Here is a 21,112-nt window from a genome sequence, read left to right on the forward strand (position 1 = left end):
TATATAATTAATAGTTTTCAAATCTCATTTTTACATCCCCAATGGAGATGATATCTCCAATTTTCAGTATATGCCCTTGTTTGGTGACTTGGGTGGAATTGACATAAGTCCCATTACTGGACTCCTGCCACAACTTTAACTCCTTCTGCCATTGCCCGTCTCGAATAATCCATTTATCAGTGGCGGGATTTGTTTCTATTGTGCAATGATGGCGTGATATATAGGCACTTTGCTGTTCTGTTATATGTAGCAGATTGTCGCGTTCTCTCCCGATAGTAAGGATTCTATTGCCATATTTTATAAGTTCACTTAATTGATATATTTTTCCGTACTCTTCACCTTGCATAATACGTATACAGAAACCATTGACTGTTTGTGGTGGACAATATCCTCTTTCCATAGGGACTTGGCTTATTGCTGGCAGGTGTTCCAATACCTCTTGCACAGACTGGAAACGTTTTTTGAAATCTGGATTAAGACATCCTGCAAAGAGTTGCTGCCACTGCTCTCTATGTTTCAACTGTGTCAATTTCTGCCGGTTCCAATCTCCATTTTTCCCACGTTTCTGGTATAGTGCCAATTCATTATGACTGCTCAATTCGCCAAAGGGCAAACTGCCAGTTAATAATTGAAAGGCTAATACTCCAAAAGAAAAAATGTCCGTAGTGGGTAGGACAGTGGCCTCACCTCGCATGCGGTTCACTTGTTCTGGCGGCATATATGCATAAGTCCCGAAGATTTGGTTGGGTTTACCAAAAATATTGCGTTCAGTCATACGTTTGTTTCTATCCCCTGCTATACCGAAATCTGTCAACGCAGCGATTCCGTTACTCTTGAAAAGGACATTCTCCGGCTTTAGGTCACGGTGAACCTTGCCTCTGGTATGCAAAGCATGTAAACCTATTAGAATTTGTTGGCAAATTAGAGGAATCTTACTGCTTCCAGAACCTAAATAAGGTGTTAAATCTCCTCCGGAACAGTATTCCATTACAATATAAGGGTTGCCTCCAACTGTACCGTAGTCCAATGAACGCACTAAATAGTCACAATCAATTTGCCCAGTTTTGAATTCCATCTCGAAACGTTCCATTAATGGTTTACGTATTTCAGGAGGAACTTCCCATAATCTCAGTAGTTTAAGCGCATAATCTTTGCTTGCGCTGTCCGTAACCCGATATACTTTACCGAATGAACCTTCGCCTAATGTTTGGGAAACCCTATAACGGTTATTGATATATTCCCCTACATTATAATCACATCTGTCGACAGTCCGGTTATTCACAAGAGGTTATATTTAGTCACATTCAAACTTGAATCTTCGGTCACCTAGTACAATGATATCATCCGGTATGATTTCTATTTTTCTGTTTACCTGGATATAGGTCGTTTGAAGCATACTTCGGTCAAGCAGATACCAATGACCATCATCGAAAACTATTTCAGCTTGTTCCTTTGAGGTGATTGTACGATTAGACATTTCTGTATTTTCCCGGTTCAAGATGATGGAGTTCCCTTCATATTCAAATCTTTCCGGAAGAATGTTCTCTTCTTCTTCCGGTATAATTGTTAATGAACAGTGAGGTTTGGTTTCCGGTTCTGTCTCTGTGATGTTCTTTATTTGTCGGCGTATGGTTGGCCGATGTACGCGGACACCGCAGTTCGGGCAAAAAGAGCAGGTTATTGCTATCTTACTTCCACATTCATGACAGAGCATTTTCTCTTCAGAAACGGAAGGTACTTCCTCTTCTACTCTTATTGTTTTGTATTCATTGTTTGTTGATATGTTTGCTCTTTTTAATGGAGTTCCGCAGCAAGGGCAACTTGTGAAATCTCCTACTACCGGGTAATTGCAATTGGGACATTCTATAATTGGCTGTACAACAGTAGAATGATTCTCTTCTTCATTTGTTGTGGAAAACACCACAGTTTTTCTGCATTTTTCTTCATTGGAGCTGACATTCAATACTGTCGGTTTGGGTATAGCTTCTCCATGGCCTTCTTTTGAAATAAAAATGTCCTGACTATTGGCATAATTCTCCGGTATTCGCAAAGGTTGCCCGCATTTTAGGCATACTGTTGTGTTGGAATGGTTGTCCCAACCGCAATTCATACATCTCATAAGATTTTACTTTAATAATGGAATTACTTTGTATAAATCAGAGTTTCTCACCATTGTCGGTTTACCATGAATTTAGAATAGACCTCCCTTTTTCTGGGAAAGAATAATTGAAGATATTTTTCCTCCTTTGCTTTTAACTATGAGAGTTCCTTCTCTGGCCTTCTTGGTTTTTCCCACTTTTAGAATGAGTTTGCCACGGTCTTTTGCTATAGCTTCACACCATTCAGGAATATCTGCAACTTCCCATTCGGCATTGGAGTCTACTTGCAGTTCTTTAATTTCTCCTTTGGAGCCGAATTCCAATTTATCTAATGCGATATTAATGAATTCTTCTTGGCCACCTTGGGTAACACTGACCGTAGCTTTCATCTTTTCATTACTGATTGTAATGGTGGCTTTACGTTCGATAGTCAGCCAATTGGTCTGGCAGCTTATGGAGAGTTTCTTCTCACCGGGAGTCACTTGACACCAGTCTGCATCTGATATTGCAGTCCATTGTTCTGGAAGACTTTCTATTTTTATACTTTCTGCAGTCTTTGTCTCACACCCAAATTCCAGGCTTTTTCTGTCTATGGTAAGTCTGGTGATTTCGGCAGGAGGCGCTGGCTTGGGAGCGGGATTTATTTTTTCCTCACACTCTTTGATTTTATTTTTGCATGCTTGCTCCAGATTGCTGTCGCATTTCATGGCTGCTTTAAAACTTTTAATAGCGTCTCTGTATCTTCCTCTTTTCATGTATGTCTCTCCCTTTTGATAGATGGAGGCGCATTGCCCCCATATACTTATTGGCATAGAGAGAGCGAACGCTAAAACAATCAGTCTGATAAGTTTATTCATTTTCATTGTTGTCTATGTTTATATATGGTTCTATTTTTTTTGCACGGTCTTCAAAAGCCTGGGCTGCTACGGCTTGGTCAAGGTCTTTCATGATATTTGCCTTTTCTTTAAAAACATGATAGGCAGAATCCAGTATGGCCTCTACTTGCTGTTTCAGTTCTGTTGCATTTAAGTATATTTTCGCGGAGATGGAATCTTTGTAGTAATTTATTTGGCGGTATTTGCCAATGGCATTTATGTAAAAATCCTCAAATACGGAATCATTGTTTTGCTTTAAAGTGTCAATGTCAAATCGGAAAACATCTCCTTGTATTTTAGAGTTTTCGCCTTCTTGAATGATTGACAGACACATTTGGTCGTAATCAATCGTTGGAGTCGGTTCCGGTATGGATTCCACTACTGGTTCTTTGCCGCTTATTAGCGAAAAGATGATGACAATTGTTGCGAATATAGCTGTGATTGCTGCTACGACTATAACTTTTTTGCGTTTCCCTTTGTCTTGATAGGGTGACATCTTATTTATGTCAGAAGAGTGTGCGCTAATGGAATCCTCATGGGTTTTGTCCTCTTCCTCTTGCAAAGTATCATGGCTGTTGTTTGACAGACTAAAGGGGACGGGACTTCCATTGATATGTTGGGAAGTGTAGTCTGCAATTTGTCTGGCTGTGGGTCTGTCCCATGGATTTAAGGCAAGGCACTTGTAAATGATATCCTTTAATTCTTGAGAAAAGTCTTCGTTGATAAGTGGAATGTCTGCACCGTTTTTTTGCAATACGCCTCCATGATCACCATAGGGCGGCATACCGGTTAGAAGCTCATACATTGTTGCTCCCAATGACCAAATGTCACTGGCCATAATAGGGGCGGGAGATGGACCAAAACGTTCTGGTCCCATATAGGCCAAAGTTCCTCCACTGGATTCTTGGCCTTGGTTCCTGCGTAATGTACTTCTAATCCGTGCGCTGATTCCGAAATCCGTAATCATATACCTATTCTCATCATTAATCAGAATATTATCGGGTTTTATATCCTGATGGATAACCGGGGGAGTTTTTGCATGAAGATAAGCCAGTCCCTCTGCAACATCATGGAGCAAATGCCAGCTTTCCGTTTCTGTTATCCGGTTGTTGTCAGTAAGGTATTGGAAGGCCGAACCATTTTTGCAAAAAGGCAAAATCAGGTATGGCATCCGTTCCCAGCAGTCATAATAAGTAGGATGCAGTAAATTGGTATGATTCATATCAAATACGAGGGAGAACTCTTGTGTGAAAAGGGATATCCCCGCATCGTCAAGCCCCATCCCCGGAGCATATATTTTTATGGCGACCTTAACATCCGTAAGTTTGTCTTGTGCCAGCCAAACTTCAGAAAATCCTCCTCTTCCTAGTTGTTTGAGTAGCTCGTATCTATCTGCTATGATTTGTCCACTGTCTAACATAGAACTTATAAATTATGTAAAAGAACTGTTTTCTTTTGGAAACAGCCTTTCTTTGTGTGATTGTATTATTTTGTTTGATTGAGTATATTCGCAATTCTTTATCCACAAAGTAATTAATAAAAATGTAAATAAGAAAATGAGAAAAAGCTTGAAATGTACTAAAATGTTGTTTTAATGGCTTATGTAGCTAAATATTGTACTATGATGTGATTTTTTGTTTCGTTTTAATAAAGCGGTAGCGTATGCTCTTTTGTGGTTGAGAAATACGCCTTATGCTTGACGGTATTTCGCAAAAATATTTTAAGTTTGCAGATGTATTGAATAAATAATCTAATTACGAGAAACATGGGAGAGAGGATGGATAAGCGAATTCGATTTTACATTTATTGGATATTAGGGTTTGTGCTTCTAGGAGCTTGTGCGCCCGGAGATAAAGAGGACGTATACACAGAAATGAGAGCTTTTGAGGATTTTTCCCATATAAATGGAGATTCTGTGGCCATTGTGCCCCGAAAGGTAAGGTTGAAGGCTTTTCAAAAGATGGAAGAGGCAAAGGATAGCTTGGTCAAGTATAATTATCTGGCAATGACACTGAAAACATATTTGATTACTTCACAGCTTGATTCGGCACAAATCGTAATCCAGCAGATACATGACTTTATAGAAAGGCAGCATAGTTCTTCTCAAATGGCAGATTTGGAGTCTGAATGTTTCAATATGAAGGGAAATATCTTTGCACGTGTTGGGAATATGGATTCTGCCGAAATTTGTTTCCGGAAGGCTTATGAATTACGGATGAGAGGGACTAGGATTGAAGTGGTGCCGGATATTTTGATGAATCTTGCAGATGCGAATAACCGTTTAGGAAAATTGGATATAGGGGCAGCTTGGTATAGGAGAGCTTTGTTGATGTGCGACTCTTTGCATATAGCTTCTACCAAGAAACCTCCCATTTATTATGGTTTGGCACAAGTATATGTTACCATGCGTGATTTTGAACAGTGTGATTACTATTATAATCTAGCAGGAGAAAGCTATGATAGTATGCTACCTTATGAAAAATATATTTATTTGAATAATAGAGGGACTTCTTACTATTATAGGGAGGATTACCAGACAGCGATAAAATATTTCCAAAAGGTTATTGATTTAGTCGAAGGATATGCTGATATGAGTTTTGAACTTAATCTGGGGAGGTTGAATTTAGGAGACTGTTATCTTCAACTGAATATGGTTGATTTGGCTGTTAAATATATAAATGAATGCCAACTTTTTTTTGAGGAAATGGGGGTAAGTACTGCACTATATTATATCGATACGCAGAAAATAGAATTGGCTCTGCTTCAGAAAGACTTTCAAGAGGCACGTCGTTTATTGTCCGAGAGTGTAGTCCCTCCGGGCATCGACCCTGATATGGTACATATCCGTAATAAATACCTTCAGCAGTTTTACGAGGAAACCGGCAACTACAAGAGGGCTTATCACTATCTGCAGAGGAACAACCAGCTTGATGATTCTATCAGGAATGAGCGTGTCCGGATGCGTACGGCAGACTTGACTTTGCGTTATCAGCAGGATTCTACCTTGATGGCACATCGGGTTTTGCTTCAGGAGCAGAAAAACGAGGTGCTGGTGCTGAGGCAGACACAGTTTGTCGTGTTTGCTGTAGCTGTTGTATCTATATTGACGGCGGTTTTCCTTTATCTGTACAGCAAAAAGAAACGTGCTTTGTTGCTTGCACGGAATCATCGCACAGTCTCTACACTTCGTCTGGAGAATATCCGTAACCGCTTGTCCCCTCATTTCATCTTCAATGTGCTGAACCGGGAGATGGCGGAGCGGAATGTGGAAGGAAAGCAAGAGCTTTCGTCGCTGGTAAAACTGATGCGTCGCAATCTGGAATTGGCGGAACAACTGTGTGTAACCTTGGCAGAGGAGCTGGATTTTGTGAAAACATATATTAATCTGGAACGCCGTTCTTTAGGTCCGGATTTTCATTCGGAACTGAAGATAGAAAAGGATGTGCAGCCGGAGCAAATAAGGATTCCGTCTATGATGATTCAAATTCCGGTTGAAAATGCAGTGAAGCATGCGTTGCGCGAGAAGGAAGGTGAACGTAATCTTTGGGTTTCGGTCTGCCGCCGGGGAAGCGGTATCTGTATAAAGATAACGGATAATGGTGGCGGTTATCGTCCGGACAGTCGGAACCGGGGCACGGGGACGGGAATGAAAGTCATTATGCAGACCATTCAGATTCTCAACAATAAGAACAAGGAGGCCATTGATGTTTTGGTGCACAATGTCTCTCTACAGAGTGGTGAGATGGGCTGTGAGGTGACTTTCTGGTTGCCTGACAACTACGATTACGGAATTTAAAAGAACCGTTTAATCTTATTTTTTGCAAGGATAGGCATGTTTACGGATAAATAGTCCGTAAATGACCTTCTATTGCTTTGTATGGGAGTAGGATTATGTATATATTCGCGAGAAGAAAAACATAAAAGGAACATGGATAAATATAAGGTTGCAATAGTTGACGACGATGAGGTGGCTCTTGAGAATCTGAGTTTTGAATTGGGAAAGGATGCACGCTTCTTTTTGAAAGGAACTGCCCGTAATGGTAAACAAGGGAAAAAACTCATTGCCAAGGTACAGCCGGATTTGTTGTTCTTGGATGTGGAACTGCCGGACATGACTGGAATGGAATTACTGCAGGAAATACGTGACAGTGTTTCGTGGAATATGCGGATTGTTTTCTATACGGCTTATGATAAGTACATGATTCAGGCTATCCGGGAGGCTGCGTTCGACTATCTGCTGAAACCTTTTGAAGAGCAGGAGTTGCGGGATATTCTTGCGCGTTTTGTAGAGCAGGCAGAGGCTGGGCAGAGAATGTCATATCCCATTGGTGCACCGTTGCATACCGGACAGACATTTATCGTATTTACGCCAACTAATGATATGCGTGCGTTGCGTCCGGCTGAAATCGGTTTTTTTCGCTATTGTTCCGAGCGTAAACAATGGGAGGTGATACTAAACAACCAGCCGCCGTTGGTGTTGCGTCGCGGAATGACTGCTGAGCAGATTACTCAATATTCATCCAGTTTCGTGCAGATACATCAATCGTATATTATCAATATTGATTATCTGATGATTATAAAGGATAGCAAATGCATGCTTTATCCACCATTTGACAAAGTGACGGAACTACTGGTTTCCAGAAAGTATAAGAAAGAGCTGCAAGACAGATTCTGCTTGTAAAGTGATAAGAATTATTTGGTTAGGGAGTTGACGCCGCAGGTTTTGGTGGCGTTGACGTAAAGAAAAGGCATTGAACCTCTAAAGTCCAATGCCTTTTTATTTATCAAATACTATTTTCGTATTTATCAGAAGCGAAGTTTATTTCACTTCTATACCTTTGTTCTGCAGTGTGACGTTCAATACTCTGGCATAATCAGCATACTGCTTTTCATTCAGAGTCTTTTTCATCAACTTCAGATTACCATAAACTGCATTACGGAGTAACTTCTCCTGATTCTTCTTGGAATTTGTAGCGCGTTCCATCTGTTCTGTAAAATATTCGCAGATGTTTGCCACTTCTTCATGCTGGTTGGAATCCAGATTCAAATACTTGCTCAACTTTGTTATGTTGATGTTACCTTCCCATTTTGCAGTTGTAGGTTGGTTTCCTGCTGCAAATGTTGTAGCAGTCAGGCAGACTGCTGCCACTAATGTTAATCCTAAACGTTTCATAATACCTACTTTTAATTGTTATTCCTAAAAACTAATCTCAATCTAATACCTATTGAAAACTCTCTAAGCGCTTAGCTTTTTCTTTTTACCTATGCAAATATAGGTATATGTTTTATAACACAAAAATGAATACGTGAAAAAGTGTAGTTTATACCTTCATTTCTTGACTTAAATCAATTTTGTAGTGTGAAAATGCTTTGTTTGGATGCTTTTTGTAATACGAATGTAATGTGGGTTAAATGAAATTCAGTTTATTATAATGGATAAAAGGGGTTTTATTAGTCAAAATGTTATCGCCAAACAGTTTCGGGCAATTCTATGATTACTCTGCTTTCCGAGCAGACTCCCACAAAGCCTAATCCGCCTATGACGTTGCAAGGCAGACTAATAGGTTCCATTAAAGCATCGTCGTAATCCCCATCATCCAGGCAGTTTAAGGCTTTCAGGTAGCGGTATTCGGCTTCAGTGATGCTAAGCAGCCGTACGGTGATGGTTTGTTTGCGGGATATATGGTCGTAGTAGTGTCCCTCTACCGGATAATATTCTTGGTAGAGAGGGGTATATACTTTTAATGTGGCATACGAATCACGGAAAGTGTTATCATTGAATATGTTGTATTTGTTATTTATGGTGGGAAACAATTCATTTTCTTCATCATCATAGTTGCCAGGGTGGCCGTCAGTCAGTATAACATCTTCCCGGTTGATGATTTCGTTCTGTCGGGGAGCAAGGATGGTAGTGTCTCTGGGTATGGAGGCCCAATGCCAAGAGCCGTCCTCGTCTTCCACTTTGATGAGGCTGCCGTTTTCATCTTCCAGGTATTCTTTCCATTTGCAATAGTAACTACGGTCATTCCAAATGTCCAGCCGGTAGTAGTTCTTCTCGTTGGGGCGGTCTTGCAATGTAATTTTGTATTGGCGGTAAAGGGTTTGTCCGCTGTACTCGCGCAGGTAGGCCAAGCAAGTGTCCACGTGCAGGCTCTCTATCGGTTGCGGCACGGTGACTTCGGCACTGGCATGGTATTTTCCGTTTTCGGCAGTGGCTTCTAGGCGTATGTTGTCGCCGGGATGCAAAGGGGTGTTGAGGCGAAACAGCTTATACAAGATAGCATCGTATACAAAGATGGCGTCTTCCGGATAATTTTCCGGTGGACCGAAGATTTCCTCCGGTGTCAGTGCTTGAGGAGTTTCAGCAATGCGGTTATTGATAAACAAGGTCAGTGTAGCTTCGTTCAAACGTACTATGCTGCTGCCCTTGCTCAAGTGCAGAAAGACTTCATTAACGTCTTTTCCTGCATCCAGTTGGGCATTCATGATGAGTAGCGGTTGTTGGTTGTCTGGATTGTAAGGAATTTCATTTTCACATGATGCCAACAAGACAATAGCTATTATATATAATAGGTGTAATTTCATTTGGATCTTCATATGCTGATGTGTTTAAAATCTGTAAGTATAGGTAACTGAAGGGATGCAGGGCAGGATGGTCAGTTTTTTGATACTGATTTTCCCTTCCTCTTTATGTTCTATGAATCCTCCATTACCATCCGGTTGGTATAGATAACTGCTTTTCTTGTATTTGCTGTAAACGATGTTCGGATTCATGGCATTGTATGCATTGTAGACGCTGATGTTCCAGGTACGTATGCCATGTTTGGTCTTCTTGTTGAAGTTGACACCTAGGTTCAAACGATGGCTGGCAGGCAGGCGATAGTTGTTGCGTCCGGAGATGTAGCCGGTCTCTTCGATGACTCCATCGGGGCTGACGATAATAGTGGCCCTCTCGGGGATAGTGATACATCCACCGGTATTGAATATCCAGGAAGCTCCTGCATCAATGCGGTCACTGAACTTATGGCTGAGATTGAGGCTGATGCTGTGGCGGCGGTCATATTTGTAGGGGAACCATCGGCCTTGGTTGATGGTACCGTTCTTAAAACGGTGATCGGTCTTGGATAGGGTATATGCCAGCCAGCCGGTAGTCTTGCCCAATGTTTTCTGTACCATCAGTTCCAGACCGAAGGAGCGGCCTTCGCCCATTTCCACTTTTTCTTCCCAGTTGGTAGAGGTGCCGAAGAAGGATACACCGTCTTGATATTCAAGTATGTGTTTCATCTGTTTATAATATCCCTCGACGGAGAACTCCCAACCCGGCAGTCCGGAATAGTAGCCTCCTATGGAGAACTGGTTGGCATACATCGGACTGATGTCTTTGGTAATGGGCACCCAGAGGTCGGTAGGCATAGACAGCGGAGTGGAGGACAGCAGATGCACATACTGTGCCATGCACGTATAGGATGCTTTGGCGGAATATCCTTGTCCGAGGTCATAGCGGGCGGAAAGGCGGGGCTGCAGCGAATAGTAGCTTTTCCCTTGTGTGTGGAACAGCGATGTGCGTACACCTGCATTCAGACTGAGCCTGGCGTTTACATTGAAATTGTCTTCGGCGTAAAGGGAGATTTCTTGTCCGCGCATGGCATGGCTGTTGCTGGTATTGTAAACCGTATCTTCCTGGAGGGCGCCATTATCTATATCTTGTATTTTCGAGGTAGCTATTCCCGGACGGAACGTATGGTGGATGTACTCTGCACCGAACTTGATGTGGTGCTGCGGCATGGGGGTGTAGTCAAAGTCCATACGCGCACTCCAGTCACGGATACCGGAGTTGAACTTGGAGGAGTAATAGTATCTGTCTTGTACTTTATTGGCGACAGTATAGGTATCTTCCATGTTTCCGTCCAGCCCCATCTCATATTTGTTGTATGAGACGGTGGTGTTGCAAAACAGCTTGCTGTTGAATACATAGTTCCAGCGGCCGTAGGCGATGGTGTTTCCCCAATTCAGATGGCTGTTGTCCTTGGAATAATTCTTAATGCTGTTGTCGTAATTGTCACCGTGGTAGTCACTGTCATAATGATAGTGGTCTTTCCCCTTGTAGAAACTGAGGAAGATGCGGCTACGGTCGCTGAACTTATGGTTGACCTTTGCATTGACGTCGTAAAAATAGTAGTTGTATTTGTCGGAATAGGTGTCGTCTTTGTCTACAATGAGATTTTTGAAGAATAGGGTGGGGATGGCTCGTGCGCTGAAACTGAAGGAGGTCCGTTCTTTCCAGATAGGGCCTTCGATATGCAGTTTGTCCGTCAGCAGGCCTATGCTGAATGCGCCGTGGTATTTATGCATGTCCCCGTCGTTGGTCCGTACATCTACTATAGACGAAAGACGCCCGCCGTAGCGGGTAGGAAAAGAACTTTTGAAGAGTGTGGTGTTCTTTACCGCTTCGGGCGTAAAGATGGAGAATACTCCCAGCAGGTGGTCTGCGTTGTAAACAGGAATTCCATCCAGCATAACCAGGTTTTGGTCGGGACCTCCCCCTCGCACATACATGCCTGCAAAACCTTCCATACCGGCTTGCACACCCGGCATCAGCTGAATGGTCTTCAGCAGGTCGGCTTCTCCCAATATGGACGGGGTATGCCTGATTTGTGTCATCGGTATCTCATGCGCTCCCATGGCTGTGCTTTCTATGCCGGCCTCCCGCTTGTCCGAGAGCACTACGACCTCTGCCAGCTGGTTATTGCTGTCCAGCCTGACGTTGAGTAAGGTGTCTTTCGTCAGTTCGAACCGGCTATGCCGGCTTTCGTAGCCCAGGTAGGAGAAAACCAGTTCCGTTTCCCCTTCCGGCAGGGTGAGGGAATAGAAACCGAAAGGATTGGTGGCAGTACCTGTGGAACGACGACTCTCAAGGATATTGGCACCAATCAGCGTCTCGGAAGACGCTCCGTCGGTCACGTATCCGCTGATGGTGAACTTACGGCTAACGGGTTTCTGCGGCACGGGCCGCTTATGGAGTAGAATGTGCTTTCCGGATATTTCGAACGTGATGGGTTCATTTTCAAAGGCACGTTGCAATATCTCACTGATGTTCTTTTGTTTCATCTCCAGTGTGATGCGGTGCGTGAGCTTTACTTCTTCCCCATAGATGAAGGAGAATCCGGTTGCATTTTCCAGTTGCTTCACGAAACTCTCTAAAGTTGCGTTACGGATATTCAGGTTTATACGTGTTTCCTTGTTTTGTGCCTGTGCATGGAGTGAGGCGCTTAAAAGAACCACACACATCAGAAGTACGGTTCTGATGCGGTGGTGCGAACAGATAGTAGAGCTGGTCATTGTCAGTTAAGTTTAGTAGTAAGGATAATAGTGTTGTTTTCTTTTTTATAGGTAAAGTTGCCGGCGTCCTTCAGTAGGTCGAGGATTTCTGTAAGACTCTCCCCTTCGCGGAAGGTGGCTGTCATGTGATAGTTCTTCAGGCTGTCTCCTTCGATACGTATATCGGTACGGAACGTTTCGGAAAGTTGACGGACGATTTCCTGCAAGGGTTGCTGGTCGAATGTCAGTACGCTATGGATTACTTGGGTTTCCTCGGTAGTATGTACGGCTTCTGTGGGAATGGCTTCCTGTTGTGGTGCTACGTATAAGAACTGATAGGCTGCCCAGCTCGTTACACAGAGCAGGACTACGGCTGCGGCACTGGCTGTACGCATCCAGAACCGCTTCATGCTGCGGCGCTTTAGCAAACGGCTTTCCAGCAGCCTCCAGCTGTTCTCTGCCGTAAAGCGTCCTCGTGGGGAACGGGTAGAAGCAACCAGTTTGTTCAGTACCTTGTCGAAATTCTCGTTATTCACTTTCATTTTTGGCAATTTATTAAGAGCCTATGACTCCTTTTCCGTATGTAAAGACAGCTGCTTTTCAGGAATTCCCTATGCCTATATCCTGAAATAATGTTAATCTAAAGCTCTTTGTCCGTGAAAGTCCGTCCTGCCTACGTGTGACTTCCTTGCTTCTCTGTTTCAATCAATAGGGAAAGTCTGCATGAGATGTGCATCTCATGTTGTGCGAAATGTACATCTCATGCAGCTTGAGATGTGCATCTCATACATGCATACGGGGCTTCTTGCGAGGAAGATGAAGCAGAGTTCACTCCGTCAGCAATGCTTCCTTGAGTCTTGTGAGTGCTTTTTGCAGTTGCGCGTCTACTGTCTTTGTGCTGATGTTCAGCTCCTCTGCCACTTGTGCATAGCTTTGTTTCTCTTCGCGCAGGCGGATGAATACTTCACGGCAACGCTCCGGCAGGCGGTCGAGCGCCTTGACATATCGGGCAAACAGTTCTTCGCTGATAAGAGTGTCTTCGGGAGAATCGGCCTGGCCGGAAAGTTCGGGAAGCTGTTCGGACGAGAGTGTAGGGTGTCGGTTCTCTTTTTCCAGGTAATTGAGGGAGGCGTTTTTGGTAAGGATAAAGCAGTAATCCTCTATGTTGTTCACTTCCGGCAACCGGGCGCGTTGTTCCCAAAGCTTCATGAAGACGTCGAGCACAATTTCTTGCGCCCACTCTTCGTGCTTCACGAAATAGCAGGCAATACGGAACAAGCGGTCGTAGCACAGATTGTAGAAACTGTGAAAAGCCCGTTCCGAGTCTTCTTCCTTCATTTGGCGCAAGTAGCGTCTGACTTCTTGTTCGGTCATGCAGTCTCCCGGTTTTGTTGTTATTCAATGAACATCAGGTCACTTATTATACCGTCCGAAACAAAGATGCCTTCCCGGGTCAGGTGCAGGCGGTCTGCCTGCATCTCCAGTTTGTGGCTTTGGAGGTAGGGGGCTGCCATCTTCGTGCAATATTGGCGCAACTCTGTGCCGAAGGCTTCTTCCGTATATGTCAGGGAGACTCCCCACATGGTACGCAGGGAAGTCATGATGTATTCATTGTAACGGGTCACTTTATCCAGGATTTCTGTTTCGGAGGAACGCTGTCCCTCTTCAATGGACTTTATGTATCCTTCCAGAGAAGCTGTGTTCCATTCCCTTGTCTCCGCATTGAAGGAGTGGGCTGAAGGGCCGCAGCCCAAATACGGAATGCCTTTCCAGTAAGCAGTGTTGTGGCGTGAGTACATGCCGGGCTTGCAGAAGTTGGATATTTCGTAATGCTCATACCCCGCGGCTCCCAGGGTGTCCATGAGCGCCGAGAAGAAGCGCACGCTACTCTCTTCATCTACTTCGCTGATACGATGGCTCTGCAGCATTTCGTAGATGCGGGTGCCTTTTTCGTAAGTCAGATGATAAGCGGAGATATGCTCCACATCAAGGCCGACGGCTTGTTGCAGGTCGCGTTCCCACCGTTGGTCTGTTTCATCCGGCAGTCCATAGATAAGGTCGATGCTGATATTCCGGAAGCCGGCTTGGCGGAGGCGGTGTACGGCTGCGATGGCTTGCGCGGCATTGTGCCGGCGGTTCAACAGTTTCAGGGTGGGGGCGTCGAATGTCTGTATCCCCATGCTTATGCGGTTGAAGGGGAGGGTGCGCAGCATGGACACATATTCTTCCGTCAGGTCGTCGGGATTGGCCTCGAGGGTAATTTCTTCGGCATGTTCTGTTCCATACACCTCTTTGATAGTCCGGAATATCTGCTCGAAATCTTCGTGAGCGAGCTGTGAGGGAGTTCCTCCGCCAAAGTAGATGGTCTCTATCGGTTCTTCCTTCAGATAACCCTTGCGGGTTTTCAGTTCAGTGCACAAGGCACGGATGTACTGCTGCTTCAATTCGCTGCGAGTGGTGGAATAGAAATCGCAATAGATACAGCGTGTCTTGCAAAAAGGTATATGAATATAGATGCCTGCCATGGTATGCTTATGGATATTTGTTGCAAAAATAGTCTTTTGGCAGGAGAATATATCGGTTTTCGGGACATTTAATGTAATATGGAAGTAGTCAGTGTCTTGGTGGATATTCTCAGTTTTGTCTGTAATCCGGAAAAATAGAACATTTTTTGAGTCGTATGGAAATTTATTATTCCGAATAAACTCCTTTCCTTTGTTATCAGAAAAAGGAATGGGTGTCTATTAAAATAATGAGTAATATGTTTGAAGGACTTGACTTTTGGTTTGAACAGATTATAGCTTATTGCATTGCCCTCGTACTGGTGCAGTTCATGAAGAAACAAATATAGCGGCAAATACTTTATTCACTTCCGTCGTAGCACGGTTTAATCTTAGGCTTTTTCTTGTGATTTCTGAGCTTTTGGGGTACTAATGACCGATATTTACCCCTTTTTGAAACAATAGTGCCCCCGAAATTACCGGGAATGGGGTAATTTTGCAGTATTGAAAAACAAACTTAAATAATATCATGAGAAAAAGTAACTACTTATGGCTGCTGCTGGTGGCAGTTTTATTGCTGCCCGCTCAGGAAATGGCTGCCAAGAAGAAAAAAGAGAAGGAAGTGACAGACCGCGAACTTTGGGCCGGGGTGTTGTATCAAATGGCTGCTCCGGTACTGAGCAATATGAGTGAAGGGAAGCTCCAGGAAAATATGCAGGTGGAGCTTAGCCCCACTTGGGATGGACGCGACAAACGGGTGACCTATATGGAATGTTTCGGACGTCTGATGGCGGGGTTGGCGCCCTGGCTCTCTTTGCCGGACGATGACACTGCCGAAGGCAAGCAGCGCAGGCAGCTCCGCGAATGGGCATTGAAAAGTTATGCGCAGGCGGTAGACCCGGAAAGTCAGGATTACCTACTTTGGCGGAAAGAGGGACAGCCGCTGGTCGATGCCGCTTATGTTGCTGAAAGCTTCCTGCGAGGATACGATGCTTTGTGGGTGCCTCTGGATAGTTTGACTAAACGGCGTTACATTGAAGAGTTTACCCAGTTGCGCCGTGTGGACCCTCCTTATACCAACTGGCTGCTGTTCTCGTCTACGGTAGAATGTTTCCTGCGCAAGGCTGGTGCTAAGAGTGATGCTTACCGTATTGTCTCCGCTCTGCGCAAGGTGGAAGAGTGGTATGTAGGTGACGGCTTCTATAGCGACGGACCGGGATTTGCCTTTGACTATTACAACAGCTTCGTACTCCATCCCATGTATGTGGAGTGTCTGGAAGTCTTTACGAACAGTGGAAAAAATAAGATATGGAATGCGCCGGATTGCAATTTCCAGCGTGCCCAGAAGCGCATGCAGCGTTTCGGCATGATTCTGGAACGTTTCATCTCTCCCGAGGGGGCCTTCCCCGTATTCGGGCGTTCCATTACCTACCGCACCGGTACCCTCCAACCATTGGCTTTGTTGGCATGGCGTGGATGGTTGCCCAAGGAATTGTCGAACGGACAGGTACGTGCTGCCATGACAGCTGTCATCAACCGTATGTTCGGTGACAACCGGAACTTCAACGAGAAAGGTTTTCTGACATTGGGATTCAATGGTTCCCAGCCTCATATCTCCGACTGGTATACTAACAACGGCAGCCTTTACATGGCTTCCCTGGCATTCTTGCCCCTGGGCTTGCCCGCCGACCATCCGTTCTGGACAGATGCTCCGCAGGCATGGACCTCGAAAAAGGCGTGGGGTGGTGAAGAATTCCCCAAAGACCATGCCTATTATGAGTGAGACTGATTCATTTTTTATAGTATTTATATTAATTGTTTGGGGGATTGGTGGATTTCCGGTGGCACTCTGTGCACAGGGTGCTGCCGGTGTCCTTCCCGAAACGCATCTGGTGGAAGTGGGGAAAGGATACAGCCAGACTTCCGTCAACACTGCCGTATTCCGTAATAATTCGCTGGTGACGCAAGGTGACGAGCAATACATCAGTTACTATGATGCGGAAGGGTTTCTGACTCTTGGAAAACGGAACCTCCATGCCGGACAGTGGACACTGCACCGCACACAGTATAAAGGGAATGTGAAGGATGCCCATAACGTCATCAGCATGATGCTGGACGGTGACGGGTATATTCATGTAGCCTTCGACCATCACGGACAGCCCTTGAACTACTGTCGCAGCATTGCACCCCATTCACTGGAATTGGGTGAGAAGGAGCCCATGACGGGCGTGGATGAAGGCAATGTAACCTATCCGGAGTTTTATCTGCTGTCCGGAGGCGACCTGCTGTTTGCATACCGTTCCGGTTCTTCCGGCCGAGGCAACCTGGTGATGAACCGCTATTCCTTGAAAGAGAAGAAATGGAGCCGTGTGCAGGATGTGCTGATTGATGGCGAGAACAAGCGCAATGCTTACTGGCAGCTATATGTAGATGAGCTTGGAACCATCCATCTGTCGTGGGTCTGGCGCGAGACTTGGCATGTGGAAACCAACCACGACCTATGCTACGCCCGTTCCTTTGACAATGGCGTAACATGGTATAAGGCAAATGGCAAGAAATATGATTTGCCCATCCGTCTGGGTAATGCAGAGTATGCCTGCCGCATTCCTCAGAATTCGGAACTGATAAACCAGACCAGCATGAGTGCCGATGCAGGCGGTCATCCCTACATTGCTTCCTATTGGCGTGACCCGGACAGCGACGTCCCGCAATACCGGATTGTCTGGCATGACGGGCAGATGTGGCACAGCCGCCAGGTCTCCGGGCGTACCACTCCGTTTTCCCTGAAAGGTGGAGGCACGAAGATGATTCCGATGGCCCGTCCGCGCATCGTAGTAGATGGCGGGGAGATATTTTATGTATTTAGGGATGAAGAACGGGGGAGCAAAGTCTCTTTGGCGCACGCTACGGATGTGGCAAACAGTAAGTGGAGCATCAGCGATTTGACCGACTTCACTGTCGGTGCCTGGGAACCGTCTCATGACACGGAATTGTGGAAGAGCAGGAAGCGGCTGCATCTATTTGTGCAGCATGCCAAGCAAGGAGACGGAGAGCGGGTTGTGGAGTTTGCACCGCAATCGGTATATGTATTGGAAGTAATAAGATAAAAGAACAGTATTAGTATATGAAAACGACATGCTTATTTTTATTGGGTTTGGCTTTTTGCTGGGGACTGTTCTCATGCACCGCTCAGCAGCCGAAACCGGAAGAAGTGATTGAGATTATCAATCGGGTGAACAACTATTGGCAGGAGACCCATCCGCAACATGGGCGCTCTTTCTGGGACAATGCCGCCTATCATACGGGAAACATGGAGGTGTTCTTCCTGACCGGTAATCCGGAATGCTATGCCTATTCCGAGGCGTGGGCAGAACATAATGAATGGAAAGGCGCGAAGAGTGACAACAAGGAAGAGTGGAAGTACAGCTATGGGGAGAGTGATGATTATGTGCTTTTCGGTGATTATCAGATTTGTTTCCAGACTTATGCGGATTTGTATACCGTGAAGCCGGATTCCGGGAAGATAGCCCGTGCGCGCGAAGTGATGGAATACCAGATGAGTACGGACAAGAACGATTATTGGTGGTGGGCAGACGGACTTTACATGGTAATGCCCGTTATGACAAAGATGTACAAGCTGACCGGCAATCCGTTATATCTGGAGAAACTGCATGAATACTGGACCTATGCCAACAGTATCATGTACGATTCGGAGGAAGGCCTATACTATCGCGACGGCAAATATATTTATCCAAAACACAAAAGTGTGAATGGTAAGAAAGACTTCTGGGCACGTGGCGACGGTTGGGTGCTGGCTGCCTTGGCAAAGGTACTGAAAGACCTGCCCGAAACAGACCAATACCGCCAGGAGTACATAGACCGCTTCCAGACGATGGCCAAATCCGTGGCTGCCTGCCAGCAGCCGGAAGGCTACTGGACACGCAGTATGCTCGACCCTGAGCATGCTCCCGGTCCTGAAACCAGCGGTACGGCTTTCTTTACCTATGGTCTGTTATGGGGGATGAACAACGGCTTGCTGGACAAGGCTACTTATCAACCCGTAGTGATGAAGGCGTGGAATTATCTGACTACTGTAGCCTTGCAGCCCGATGGCCGCATAGGGTATGTACAGCCGATTGGCGAGAAAGCCATTCCCGGACAAGTGGTTGATGCCAACTCTACTGCTAACTTTGGGGTAGGGGCATTTCTGCTGGCAGCTTGTGAGATGGTGCGTTTTTTGAATGCCGACTGATTGGAGAGATTAAATAAGTGTATATGTTACACAACATATACACTTTCTTTGTATTATAATGTATATAGTGTTAATTTTACACCCGTTAAAAGGTTTAATATAAAAAGATTATGATTGTACGGATGAAAAACACTTTCCGGATGCTTTTGGCGGCAATGTTATTGTCGTTGTTTGCACTTCCGGGATATTCCTGGCAAAAATCCTTTCCCGAAAAAGATTATGTAGCTTATTTGTTCACTTATTTCACTGGGAATAGTGGCGATGAAGAAGCTGTGCGCTATGCTGTAAGCATGGACGGTTATACCTACTGGGCATTGAATGATAATGAACCGGTAATCGACTCGAAAGTCATCAGCTCCACCGGGGGAGTCCGCGACCCGCATATCCTTCGTTGCGAGGATGGCAAGACTTTCTATATGGTAGTGACAGATATGGTTTCAGCCAATGGATGGAGTTCCAACCGTGCCATGGTTTTGCTGAAATCTACCGACTTGGTCAACTGGTCTCACTCCGTTATCAATATACAGAAGCGCTATTCAGGTCAGGAGGATTTGAAGCGTGTATGGGCTCCGCAGACTATCTACGACCCGGAGGTGGGAAAGTACATGGTGTATTGGTCTATGCTGCATGGCGATGGAGCCGATGTCATATATTATGCTTATGCCAATGCGGAGTTTACGGATTTGGAGGGAGAGCCCAAGCCATTGTTTCTGCCGGAGAACGGGAAATCGTGCATCGATGGAGACATTGTCTATAAGGATGGTGTTTTCCACCTTTTCTATAAGACGGAAGGGCATGGAAACGGCATAAAGGTGGCCACCACCCGTTCCCTGACCTCCGGGGCATGGACGGAAGAGCCCGATTACAAGCAACAGACTAAGGAAGCCGTAGAGGGTGCGGGCACTTTCAAACTGATAGGGCAGGATAAGTATATCCTGATGTACGACGTCTATATGAAAGGAAGCTATCAGTTTACGGAAACCACTGACTTGAAGAATTTTAAGGTGATAGACAGCGAGGTGAAGATGAACTTCCATCCCCGTCATGGGACCATTATCCCCATTACCCGCCATGAGCTGTTGCGCATTACCGATGAATGGGGCAAGCCGACAGAACTGGGCGCATTGCCCAACAATCCCGTATTGCCGGGTTTCCATGCCGACCCGGAAATCCTTTATTCCCATCAGACCCAAAAGTATTACATCTATTCTACTACGGACGGACAGCCGGGTTGGGGAGGCTGGTATTTCACCGTATTCTCCTCCACGGATTTGAAGACCTGGCAGGATGAAGGCGTCATGCTGGACTTGAAGTCGGAGCAAGTGCCCTGGGCAGATGGCAATGCTTGGGCGCCTTGCATTGAAGAGAAAAAAGTGGACGGTAAGTATAAATACTTCTTCTATTACAGTGGAAACCCCAAGAATGGCGGCGGCAAGCAGATTGGAGTGGCTACGAGCGATTCTCCGGCCGGCCCTTTCACCGATTTGGGACGCCCTGTCGTTACTGCTTCACCCGTCGGTGGCGGGCAACAGATTGATGTGGATGTGTTTACAGACCCTGTTTCGGGCAAATCCTATCTTTACTGGGGCAACGGCTACATGGCAGGTGCCGAGCTGAACGACGATATGGTGTCCATCAAGGAAAATACCGTTACGGTGATGACGCCGGAGGGAGGCACCTTGCAGGACTATGCTTTCCGCGAAGCAGCCTATGTCTTTTATCGCAACGGGCTCTACTATTTCATGTGGTCGGTAGACGATACCGGTTCGCCCAATTACCATGTGGCATACGGTACGTCCAAGTCGCCGCTCGGTCCTATCGAAGTTGCCAAGCAACCCGTTGTACTGATTCAGAATCCGGAAAAGGAGATTTACGGTCCGGCACACAACGCTGTATTGCAGATTCCCGGTACAGATGAGTGGAGAATCGTTTACCACCGTATCAATAAATGGTACTTGAAAGATGGTCCCGGCGTTCATCGTGAAGTCTGCATAGACCGGATGGAGTTCAATGAAGACGGAACCATCAAGCCGGTGGTGCCTACCCTTTGATTTAATGATGTAACAT

Annotated in this window: 16 protein-coding genes; 6 read left to right on the plus strand and 10 right to left on the minus strand. The window is 45.4% G+C overall.

What is annotated here, in order from left to right; translation table 11 throughout:
• Positions 1-7: 7 nt before the first annotated feature.
• The 4 genes from DW947_RS04825 to DW947_RS04840 form a co-directional block, all read right to left on the minus strand.
• Entirely contained in the window at positions 8-1,282 is a 1,275-nt protein-coding gene (locus DW947_RS04825; protein ID WP_005830090.1) for an FHA domain-containing serine/threonine-protein kinase, read from the minus strand.
• Between the two features lie 12 nt (positions 1,283-1,294).
• Complete coding sequence (locus DW947_RS04830; protein ID WP_117963330.1) at positions 1,295-2,119, minus strand: double zinc ribbon domain-containing protein; 825 nt, start codon at positions 2,117-2,119, stop codon at positions 1,295-1,297.
• Between the two features lie 72 nt (positions 2,120-2,191).
• A complete protein-coding gene (locus DW947_RS04835) occupies positions 2,192-2,962 on the minus strand; it encodes a BACON domain-containing protein (RefSeq protein ID WP_005833292.1) in 771 nt (256 codons plus the stop codon).
• Positions 2,949-4,394 carry a serine/threonine protein kinase gene (locus tag DW947_RS04840; protein WP_005830096.1) on the minus strand — a complete coding sequence of 482 codons (1,446 nt, stop codon included), beginning with the start codon at positions 4,392-4,394 and terminating at the stop codon, positions 2,949-2,951. Before DW947_RS04840 ends, DW947_RS04835 begins: the two co-directional genes overlap by 14 nt.
• A gap of 345 nt (positions 4,395-4,739) precedes the next feature.
• Between DW947_RS04840 and DW947_RS04845 the strand changes: the two genes are divergently transcribed.
• Together DW947_RS04845 and DW947_RS04850 are read left to right on the plus strand one after the other, a co-directional pair.
• Entirely contained in the window at positions 4,740-6,770 is a 2,031-nt protein-coding gene (locus DW947_RS04845; RefSeq protein ID WP_117749108.1) for a histidine kinase, read from the plus strand.
• Positions 6,771-6,902: 132 nt separating this feature from the next.
• Positions 6,903-7,655 (plus strand): LytR/AlgR family response regulator transcription factor, encoded by a 753-nt coding sequence (locus DW947_RS04850; RefSeq protein WP_005833286.1) that lies wholly within the window; start codon positions 6,903-6,905, stop codon positions 7,653-7,655.
• Positions 7,656-7,793: 138 nt separating this feature from the next.
• Here the strand turns inward: DW947_RS04850 and DW947_RS04855 are convergent, their stop codons facing one another.
• The 6 genes from DW947_RS04855 to hemW all read right to left on the minus strand — a co-directional run bounded on the left by DW947_RS04855 (position 7,794) and on the right by hemW (position 14,817).
• Entirely contained in the window at positions 7,794-8,147 is a 354-nt protein-coding gene (locus tag DW947_RS04855; protein WP_005830102.1) for a hypothetical protein, read from the minus strand.
• Between the two features lie 290 nt (positions 8,148-8,437).
• Positions 8,438-9,571 carry a DUF4249 domain-containing protein gene (locus DW947_RS04860; RefSeq protein ID WP_117963326.1) on the minus strand — a complete coding sequence of 378 codons (1,134 nt, stop codon included), beginning with the start codon at positions 9,569-9,571 and terminating at the stop codon, positions 8,438-8,440.
• Between the two features lie 12 nt (positions 9,572-9,583).
• Complete coding sequence (locus tag DW947_RS04865) at positions 9,584-12,313, minus strand: TonB-dependent receptor domain-containing protein (RefSeq protein WP_243635073.1); 2,730 nt, start codon at positions 12,311-12,313, stop codon at positions 9,584-9,586.
• 2 nt (positions 12,314-12,315) lie between these two features.
• Positions 12,316-12,834 (minus strand): DUF4974 domain-containing protein, encoded by a 519-nt coding sequence (locus tag DW947_RS04870; RefSeq protein ID WP_117963324.1) that lies wholly within the window; start codon positions 12,832-12,834, stop codon positions 12,316-12,318.
• Between the two features lie 286 nt (positions 12,835-13,120).
• Positions 13,121-13,666, minus strand: a complete 546-nt coding sequence (locus DW947_RS04875) for an RNA polymerase sigma-70 factor (RefSeq protein WP_057097576.1) — start codon at positions 13,664-13,666, stop codon at positions 13,121-13,123.
• A 20-nt stretch (positions 13,667-13,686) separates the two neighbouring features.
• Complete coding sequence (hemW, locus tag DW947_RS04880; RefSeq protein ID WP_009037910.1) at positions 13,687-14,817, minus strand: radical SAM family heme chaperone HemW; 1,131 nt, start codon at positions 14,815-14,817, stop codon at positions 13,687-13,689.
• A gap of 505 nt (positions 14,818-15,322) precedes the next feature.
• On the opposite strand from hemW, the gene DW947_RS04885 reads away from it, so the two are divergent.
• From DW947_RS04885 to DW947_RS04900, 4 genes are all read left to right on the plus strand, one after another.
• Positions 15,323-16,576: a DUF2264 domain-containing protein gene (locus DW947_RS04885; RefSeq protein WP_005830116.1), complete on the plus strand. Its 1,254-nt coding sequence runs from the start codon at positions 15,323-15,325 to the stop codon at positions 16,574-16,576.
• Positions 16,569-17,900, plus strand: coding sequence for a BNR repeat-containing protein (locus tag DW947_RS04890; RefSeq protein WP_117963340.1), 1,332 nt, complete (start codon positions 16,569-16,571; stop codon positions 17,898-17,900). The genes DW947_RS04885 and DW947_RS04890 overlap by 8 nt, the downstream gene beginning before the upstream one ends.
• Before the next feature lie 17 nt (positions 17,901-17,917).
• Positions 17,918-19,045 carry a glycoside hydrolase family 88 protein gene (locus DW947_RS04895; protein ID WP_008664133.1) on the plus strand — a complete coding sequence of 376 codons (1,128 nt, stop codon included), beginning with the start codon at positions 17,918-17,920 and terminating at the stop codon, positions 19,043-19,045.
• Positions 19,046-19,155: 110 nt separating this feature from the next.
• Complete coding sequence (locus tag DW947_RS04900) at positions 19,156-21,096, plus strand: family 43 glycosylhydrolase (protein WP_005830122.1); 1,941 nt, start codon at positions 19,156-19,158, stop codon at positions 21,094-21,096.
• The last annotated feature ends 16 nt before the right edge of the window (positions 21,097-21,112 follow it).

Origin of the sequence: Bacteroides sp. AM44-19 (assembly GCF_003603395.1) — a bacterium.
Taxonomy (GTDB): Bacteria; Bacteroidota; Bacteroidia; order Bacteroidales; family Bacteroidaceae; genus Bacteroides; species Bacteroides uniformis.

Coding starts and splice junctions, on each gene's coding strand:
- DW947_RS04875 (WP_057097576.1), bottom strand. CDS start 13,666: ATGACCGAACAAGAAGTCAGACGCTACTTGCGCCAAATGAAGGAAGAA.
- DW947_RS04850 (WP_005833286.1), top strand. CDS start 6,903: ATGGATAAATATAAGGTTGCAATAGTTGACGACGATGAGGTGGCTCTT.
- DW947_RS04895 (WP_008664133.1), top strand. CDS start 17,918: ATGAAAACGACATGCTTATTTTTATTGGGTTTGGCTTTTTGCTGGGGA.
- DW947_RS04855 (WP_005830102.1), bottom strand. CDS start 8,147: ATGAAACGTTTAGGATTAACATTAGTGGCAGCAGTCTGCCTGACTGCT.
- DW947_RS04900 (WP_005830122.1), top strand. CDS start 19,156: ATGATTGTACGGATGAAAAACACTTTCCGGATGCTTTTGGCGGCAATG.
- DW947_RS04885 (WP_005830116.1), top strand. CDS start 15,323: ATGAGAAAAAGTAACTACTTATGGCTGCTGCTGGTGGCAGTTTTATTG.
- DW947_RS04890 (WP_117963340.1), top strand. CDS start 16,569: ATGAGTGAGACTGATTCATTTTTTATAGTATTTATATTAATTGTTTGG.
- DW947_RS04830 (WP_117963330.1), bottom strand. CDS start 2,119: ATGAGATGTATGAATTGCGGTTGGGACAACCATTCCAACACAACAGTA.
- DW947_RS04835 (WP_005833292.1), bottom strand. CDS start 2,962: ATGAAAATGAATAAACTTATCAGACTGATTGTTTTAGCGTTCGCTCTC.
- DW947_RS04870 (WP_117963324.1), bottom strand. CDS start 12,834: ATGAAAGTGAATAACGAGAATTTCGACAAGGTACTGAACAAACTGGTT.
- DW947_RS04865 (WP_243635073.1), bottom strand. CDS start 12,313: ATGACCAGCTCTACTATCTGTTCGCACCACCGCATCAGAACCGTACTT.
- DW947_RS04845 (WP_117749108.1), top strand. CDS start 4,740: ATGGGAGAGAGGATGGATAAGCGAATTCGATTTTACATTTATTGGATA.
- DW947_RS04860 (WP_117963326.1), bottom strand. CDS start 9,571: ATGAAGATCCAAATGAAATTACACCTATTATATATAATAGCTATTGTC.
- hemW (WP_009037910.1), bottom strand. CDS start 14,817: ATGGCAGGCATCTATATTCATATACCTTTTTGCAAGACACGCTGTATC.
- DW947_RS04840 (WP_005830096.1), bottom strand. CDS start 4,394: ATGTTAGACAGTGGACAAATCATAGCAGATAGATACGAGCTACTCAAA.